The following is a 6,697-nucleotide window of genomic DNA, read 5'->3' as shown; positions in this document are numbered from 1 at the left end:
CCCTGGTCGAGCAGGCCTCGCCGGCGGTGGTCAACATCAGTACCAAGCAGAAGCTGCCAGACCGCCGCGTCGCTTCCGGGCAGATGCCGGACCTCGAAGGCCTGCCGCCGATGTTCCGCGAGTTCTTCGAGCGCAACATGCCGCAGCAGCCGCGTTCGCCGCGTGGTGATCGCCAGCGTGAGGCGCAGTCGTTGGGCTCTGGCTTCATCATTTCCAGCGATGGCTACGTGCTGACCAACAATCACGTGGTTGCCGATGCCGACGAAATCATCGTGCGCCTGTCGGACCGCAGCGAGCTGCAGGCCAAGCTGGTCGGCACCGACCCGCGCACCGACGTGGCGTTGCTCAAGGTCGAGGGCAAGGACCTGCCGACCGTCAAGCTGGGTGACTCCGAGAAGCTCAAGGTCGGTGAGTGGGTGCTGGCCATCGGTTCGCCATTCGGTTTCGACCACTCGGTGACCAAAGGTATCGTCAGTGCCAAGGGCCGTACCCTGCCCAACGACACCTATGTACCCTTCATCCAGACCGACGTTGCCATCAACCCGGGCAACTCCGGCGGGCCGCTGTTCAACATGAAGGGCGAAGTGGTGGGTATCAACTCGCAGATCTTCACCCGTTCGGGCGGCTTCATGGGCCTGTCCTTCGCCATCCCGATCGACGTGGCGATCGATGTGTCCAACCAGCTGAAGAAAGACGGCAAGGTCAGCCGCGGCTGGCTGGGCGTGGTGATCCAGGAGGTCAACAAGGACCTCGCCGAGTCCTTCGGCCTCGACAAGCCAGCCGGTGCCCTGGTGGCCCAGGTGCTGGAAGATGGCCCGGCAGCCAAGAGCGGCCTGCAGGTGGGCGACGTGATCCTGAGCATGAACGGCCAGCCGATCGTCATGTCGGCTGACCTGCCGCACCTGGTCGGTACCCTCAAGGCCGACGAGAAGGCCAAGCTGGAGATCATCCGCAACGGCAAGCGCCAGACCCTGGATGTGACCATTGGCGCGATGCCCGATGACGACGCCGACATCGGCACCGGCAGCGGCGCAGAAGGCAGTGCCGAGCGCAGCAGCAACCGCCTGGGCGTCTCGGTCTCCGACCTGACCGCCGAGCAGAAGAAGTCGCTGGAGCTCAAGGGCGGCGTGGTCATCAAGGAAGTCCAGGACGGCCCGGCAGCGATGATCGGCCTGCGTCCGGGTGATGTCATCAGCCACCTGAACAACCAGGCGATCGCTTCGGCCAAGCAGTTCACCGAAATTGCCAAGGACCTGCCGAAGAACCGTTCGGTGTCCATGCGCGTACTGCGCCAGGGGCGCGCCAGCTTCATCACCTTCAAGCTGGCGGAATAAGCCGGGCCTGAAGGAGGAAAGGGCAGCTTCGGCTGCCCTTTTTCATGAGATTTCACAATTCTTGGCGAAAATGCGCGGACACTGTGCGACAGAGGAATCTCCCATATCCCTGCGGCTTCAGGTACAATTCCCGGCTATTTTTCGGCGGGCGTTCCGGCTCGCAGCCTTTTCGAGTGTTGACCCGTGAGTGATTTGAGTCATATCCGCAATTTCTCCATCATCGCCCACATCGACCATGGCAAGTCGACGCTGGCCGACCGTTTCATCCAGATGTGCGGTGGCCTGTCGGCGCGCGAAATGGAAGCCCAGGTTCTCGATTCCATGGACCTTGAGCGTGAACGCGGTATCACCATCAAGGCCCACAGCGTCACGCTGAACTACAAGGCGCAGGACGGCAAGGTCTACCAGCTCAACTTCATCGACACCCCCGGCCACGTCGACTTCACCTATGAAGTCTCGCGCTCGCTGGCGGCCTGCGAAGGTGCCTTGCTGGTGGTGGACGCCGGCCAGGGCGTCGAAGCCCAGTCCGTGGCCAACTGCTACACCGCCATCGAGCAGGGCCTGGAGGTGATGCCGGTCCTGAACAAGATGGACCTGCCGCAAGCCGACCCGGACCGCGTCAAGGACGAGATCGAAAAGATCATCGGCATCGACGCCACCGACGCCGTGGCCTGCAGCGCCAAGAGCGGCATGGGCGTCGACGAGGTGCTCGAGCGCCTGGTGCAGACCATCCCGGCGCCGGAAGGCGACATCGACGCGCCGTTGCAGGCGCTGATCATCGACTCCTGGTTCGACAACTACCTGGGCGTGGTCTCGCTGGTGCGTGTGCGCCAGGGCCGTGTCAAGAAGGGCGACAAGATCCTGGTCAAGTCGACCGGCAAGACGCACCTGGTCGACAGCGTGGGCGTATTCACCCCCAAGCACACCCAGACCGCCGACCTCAAGGCCGGTGAAGTAGGCTTCATCATCGGCAGCATCAAGGACATCCACGGTGCACCGGTCGGTGACACCCTGACCCTGTCCACCACCCCTGAAGTGGAAGTGCTGCCAGGCTTCAAGAAGATCCAGCCGCAGGTCTACGCCGGCCTGTTCCCGGTCAGCTCCGATGACTTCGAAGACTTCCGCGATGCGCTGCAGAAGCTGACCCTCAACGACTCGTCGCTGCAGTACATGCCAGAGAGCTCCGACGCCCTGGGCTTCGGCTTCCGTTGCGGCTTCCTCGGCATGCTGCACATGGAGATCATCCAGGAGCGCCTGGAGCGCGAGTACGACCTGGATCTGATCACCACCGCACCGAGCGTGATCTACGAGCTCGAGCTCAAGACCGGCGAAACCATCATCGTCGACAACCCGTCGAAGCTGCCGGACGTGTCGGCAGTCGCCGACTTCCGCGAGCCGATCGTCACCGCGACCATCCTCGTGCCTCAAGAGCACCTGGGCAACGTCATCACCCTGTGCATCGAGAAGCGTGGCGTACAGCGCGACATGCAGTTCCTTGGCAGCCAGGTGCAGGTGCGCTACGACATGCCGATGAACGAAGTGGTACTGGACTTCTTCGACCGCCTGAAGTCGACCAGCCGCGGCTATGCTTCGCTGGACTATCATTTCGATCGCTACCAGTCGGCCAACCTGGTCAAGCTGGATGTACTGATCAACGGCGACAAGGTCGATGCCCTGGCATTGATCGTGCACCGCGACAACGCGGCCTACAAAGGCCGTGCGTTGACCGAAAAGATGAAGGAACTGATCCCTCGGCAGATGTTCGACGTGGCGATCCAGGCAGCCATTGGCGGCCAGATCATCGCGCGGACGACGGTCAAGGCACTCAGAAAGAACGTACTGGCCAAGTGCTACGGCGGCGACGTCAGCCGTAAGAAGAAGCTGCTGGAGAAGCAGAAGGCCGGTAAGAAACGCATGAAACAGGTCGGCAACGTGGAAATTCCACAAGAAGCCTTCCTCGCCGTGCTCAGGTTGGATAGCTAGGTCCTATGTCGCTAAATTTCCCGCTGTTGCTAGTCATCGCCGTAGCCGTCTGCGGCCTGTTGGGCTTGATCGACCTGCTGTTCCTGGCCCCGCGCCGGCGGGCAGCGGTCGCCAACTACCAGGGTAGCGTCAACCAGCCAGAAATGGCGGTGGTCGAGCGCCTGAACAAGGAACCGCTGCTGGTGGAGTACGGCAAGTCGTTCTTCCCGGTGCTGTTCATCGTGCTGGTGTTGCGTTCGTTCCTGGTCGAGCCGTTCCAGATTCCGTCGGGGTCGATGAAACCGACCCTGGAAGTGGGCGACTTCATCCTGGTGAACAAGTTCTCCTATGGCATTCGCCTGCCGGTGATCGACAAGAAGGTCATCGAGGTTGGTGACCCACAGCGCGGCGATGTGATGGTGTTCCGCTACCCGAGCGACCCGAACGTCAACTACATCAAGCGTGTGGTTGGCCTGCCGGGCGACCAGGTGCGCTACACCAGCGACAAGCGGCTGTTCGTCAATGGCCAGCCGATTGCCGAGCAACTGGTTGGCGCCGAGCCAGGCACCCTGGGCAGCGCCGAGCTGTACAAGGAAAAACTCGGCGCCGCCGAGCACCTGATCCGCAAGGAGATGACCCGTTATCGCATGCCGCCGGACCAGCAATGGACCGTGCCGGCTGGCCATTACTTCATGATGGGCGACAACCGTGACAACTCCAACGACAGCCGCTACTGGGATGACCCGAACATTCCCAAGGAGCTGCACGGCATGGTTCCGGACCGGAACATCGTCGGCAAGGCCTTCGCGGTGTGGATGAGCTGGCCAGAGCCGAAACTCAGCCACCTGCCCAACCTGTCGCGGGTTGGCCTGATCCATTGATACCCCATCGGCGCTGTCCTGAAGACAGCGCCGAATGCATTTCTGACATAGGCTGTGTTCTCAAGGATCGAGAGTTTCGCCGCTCGCCGCGACGGACCACAGCCCAACAGTCTTCCAGGATGTTGATTTGAACAACGCGTTGAATAACCCACGGGTGGCTGCATGACTGCTCCCCTTGCCCGTCTCGAGCGCAAGCTCGGCTACACCTTCAAGAACCAGGACCAGATGTTGCTGGCCCTGACCCACCGCAGCTACGCCGGGCGCAACAACGAGCGCCTGGAGTTTCTCGGTGACTCCATTCTCAACTTCGTCGCTGCCGAGGCGCTGTTCGAGCGCTTCCCGCAGGCCCGCGAAGGCCAACTGTCGCGCCTGCGTGCCCGCCTGGTGAAGGGCGAGACCCTGGCCCGCCTGGCCCGGGGTTTCGACCTGGGTGAATACCTGCGCCTGGGCTCGGGAGAGCTCAAGAGTGGTGGCTTTCGCCGCGAGTCGATCCTGGCCGATGCCCTGGAAGCGCTGATTGGTGCCATCTATCTGGACGCCGACATGCAGACGGCGCGCGAGCGCATCCTGGCCTGGCTGACCGACGAATTCGACAGCCTGACGCTGGTCGATACCAACAAGGACCCGAAAACCCGCCTGCAGGAGTTTCTGCAGTCGCGTAGCTGCGAGCTGCCACGTTACGAGGTGGTGGACATCCAGGGCGAACCGCACTGCCGCACCTTCTTCGTCGAATGCGAAGTGGTGCTGCTGAACAACAAGAGCCGTGGCCAGGGCGTGAGCCGGCGTATTGCCGAGCAAGTCGCCGCCGCCGCCGCATTGATCGCCCTGGGCGTGGAGAATGGCAATGACTGAGAACAACCCGACCCGCTGCGGCTATGTGGCCATCGTTGGCCGCCCCAACGTGGGCAAGTCGACCCTGCTCAACCACATCCTCGGGCAGAAGCTGGCGATCACCTCGCGCAAGCCGCAGACCACCCGCCACAACATGCTCGGCATCAAGACCGAGGGTGACGTGCAGGCGATCTATGTCGACACCCCCGGCATGCACAAGGCCAACGACAAGGCCTTGAACCGCTACATGAACCGCAACGCCTCGGCGGCCCTGAAGGACGTCGATGTGGTGATCTTCGTGGTCGACCGCACGCGCTGGACCGACGAGGACCAACTGGTGCTCGAGCGCATCCAGTACGTGACCGGCCCGGTGATCCTGGCGGTGAACAAGACCGACCGCATGGACGAGAAGGCCGAGCTGATCCCGCACCTCAAGTGGCTGCAGGAGCAACTGCCCAATGCCGAGATCGTGCCGATTTCGGCCCAGCAGGGGCACAACCTGGAGTCGCTGGAAGCGCTGATCGCCAAGCACCTGCCGGAAAACGAGCACTTCTTCCCGGAAGACCAGATCACCGACCGCAGCAGCCGCTTCCTGGCCGCCGAACTGGTGCGCGAGAAGATCATGCGCCAGCTGGGTGCAGAGCTGCCGTACCAGATCACCGTGGAGATCGAAGAGTTCAAGCAGCAAGGCCACGTGCTGCACATCCATGCCCTGATCCTGGTCGAGCGAGACGGCCAGAAGAAGATCATCATTGGCGACAAGGGCGAGCGCATCAAGCGTATCGGCTCCGATGCGCGCAAGGACATGGAAACCCTGTTCGACGCCAAGGTCATGCTCAACCTGTGGGTCAAGGTCAAAGGCGGCTGGTCCGATGACGAGCGCGCCTTGCGTTCGCTGGGCTACGGCGACTTGTAACCCCTCCAGAGGCCCGGATATCTCCGGGCCTCTGCCTTTCCAGGCGATTCTCCATGGAACAACCCGTCGCCCAGCCGGCCTACGTGCTGCATAGCCGTGCCTACAAGGAAACCAGCGCGCTGGTGGACTTCTTCACGCCCCAGGGCCGCATGCGCGCGGTGCTGCGCCGCGCGCGCGGCAAGGGCGGCAGCCTGGTTCGGCCGTTCGTGCCGCTGGAAGTGGAGTTGCGCGGGCGCGGCGAGCTGAAGAATGTCGGGCGCCTGGACAGCGTCGGCATCGCCGCCTGGCTGCATGGCGATGCGCTGTTCAGTGGCCTGTACCTCAATGAGCTGCTGATGCGCCTGCTGCCCGCCGAGGCGCCTCAGCCCGAGCTGTTCGAGCACTACGCCCTGACCTTGCAGGCGCTGGCTGCAGGCAGGCCGCTGGAGCCGCTGTTGCGCGCCTTCGAATGGCGCCTGCTGTATGACCTGGGCTATGCCTTTTCGCTCAGCCACGACATCAACGACGAGCCCATCGCGGCCGATGGCCTCTATCGTCTGCGGGTCGACGCTGGCCTTGAGCGGGTGTACCTGGTGCAGCCCGGCCTCTTTCACGGCACCGAGCTGCTGGCCCTGGGCCAGGCCGACTGGCAGGCACCCGGCGCCTTGCTTGCGGCCAAGCGCTTGATGCGCCAGGCATTGGCGGTGCACCTGGGGGCAAAACCACTGGTCAGCCGGGAACTGTTTCGCAAGCGCTGAGCACGTCGTATGCTGTGGGGCTAAATCTTCAGGAGA

6 protein-coding genes are annotated in these 6,697 nt (G+C 62.9%); all 6 read left to right on the top strand.

Annotated elements, in window-relative coordinates; translation table 11 throughout:
* Positions 1-1,334, top strand: a 1,334-nt coding sequence (locus B3E94_RS04600) for a DegQ family serine endoprotease (RefSeq protein ID WP_286912496.1), incomplete at its 5' end; no start/stop codon positions are given.
* Between the two features lie 183 nt (positions 1,335-1,517).
* The gene (gene lepA, locus B3E94_RS04595; protein ID WP_176511017.1) at positions 1,518-3,317 is read left to right on the top strand and encodes a translation elongation factor 4; all 1,800 of its coding nucleotides are present in this window, start codon (positions 1,518-1,520) and stop codon (positions 3,315-3,317) included.
* Between the two features lie 5 nt (positions 3,318-3,322).
* Positions 3,323-4,177: a signal peptidase I gene (gene lepB, locus B3E94_RS04590; protein ID WP_176511018.1), complete on the top strand. Its 855-nt coding sequence runs from the start codon at positions 3,323-3,325 to the stop codon at positions 4,175-4,177.
* A 162-nt stretch (positions 4,178-4,339) separates the two neighbouring features.
* On the top strand, positions 4,340-5,029 hold the full coding sequence (gene rnc / locus B3E94_RS04585) for a ribonuclease III (RefSeq protein ID WP_016395642.1): 690 nt from the start codon (positions 4,340-4,342) through the stop codon (positions 5,027-5,029).
* Positions 5,022-5,924, top strand: a complete 903-nt coding sequence (gene era / locus B3E94_RS04580; protein ID WP_176511019.1) for a GTPase Era — start codon at positions 5,022-5,024, stop codon at positions 5,922-5,924. Before rnc ends, era begins: the two co-directional genes overlap by 8 nt.
* Positions 5,925-5,977: 53 nt before the next feature.
* Positions 5,978-6,661, top strand: a complete 684-nt coding sequence (recO, locus tag B3E94_RS04575; RefSeq protein WP_286912493.1) for a DNA repair protein RecO — start codon at positions 5,978-5,980, stop codon at positions 6,659-6,661.
* The last annotated feature ends 36 nt before the right edge of the window (positions 6,662-6,697 follow it).

This window comes from Pseudomonas sp. UBA6315, from assembly GCF_002438125.1.
Lineage (GTDB): Bacteria > Pseudomonadota > Gammaproteobacteria > Pseudomonadales > Pseudomonadaceae > Aquipseudomonas > Aquipseudomonas faucium.
This window is presented reverse-complemented; position numbering and strand designations above follow the sequence as displayed.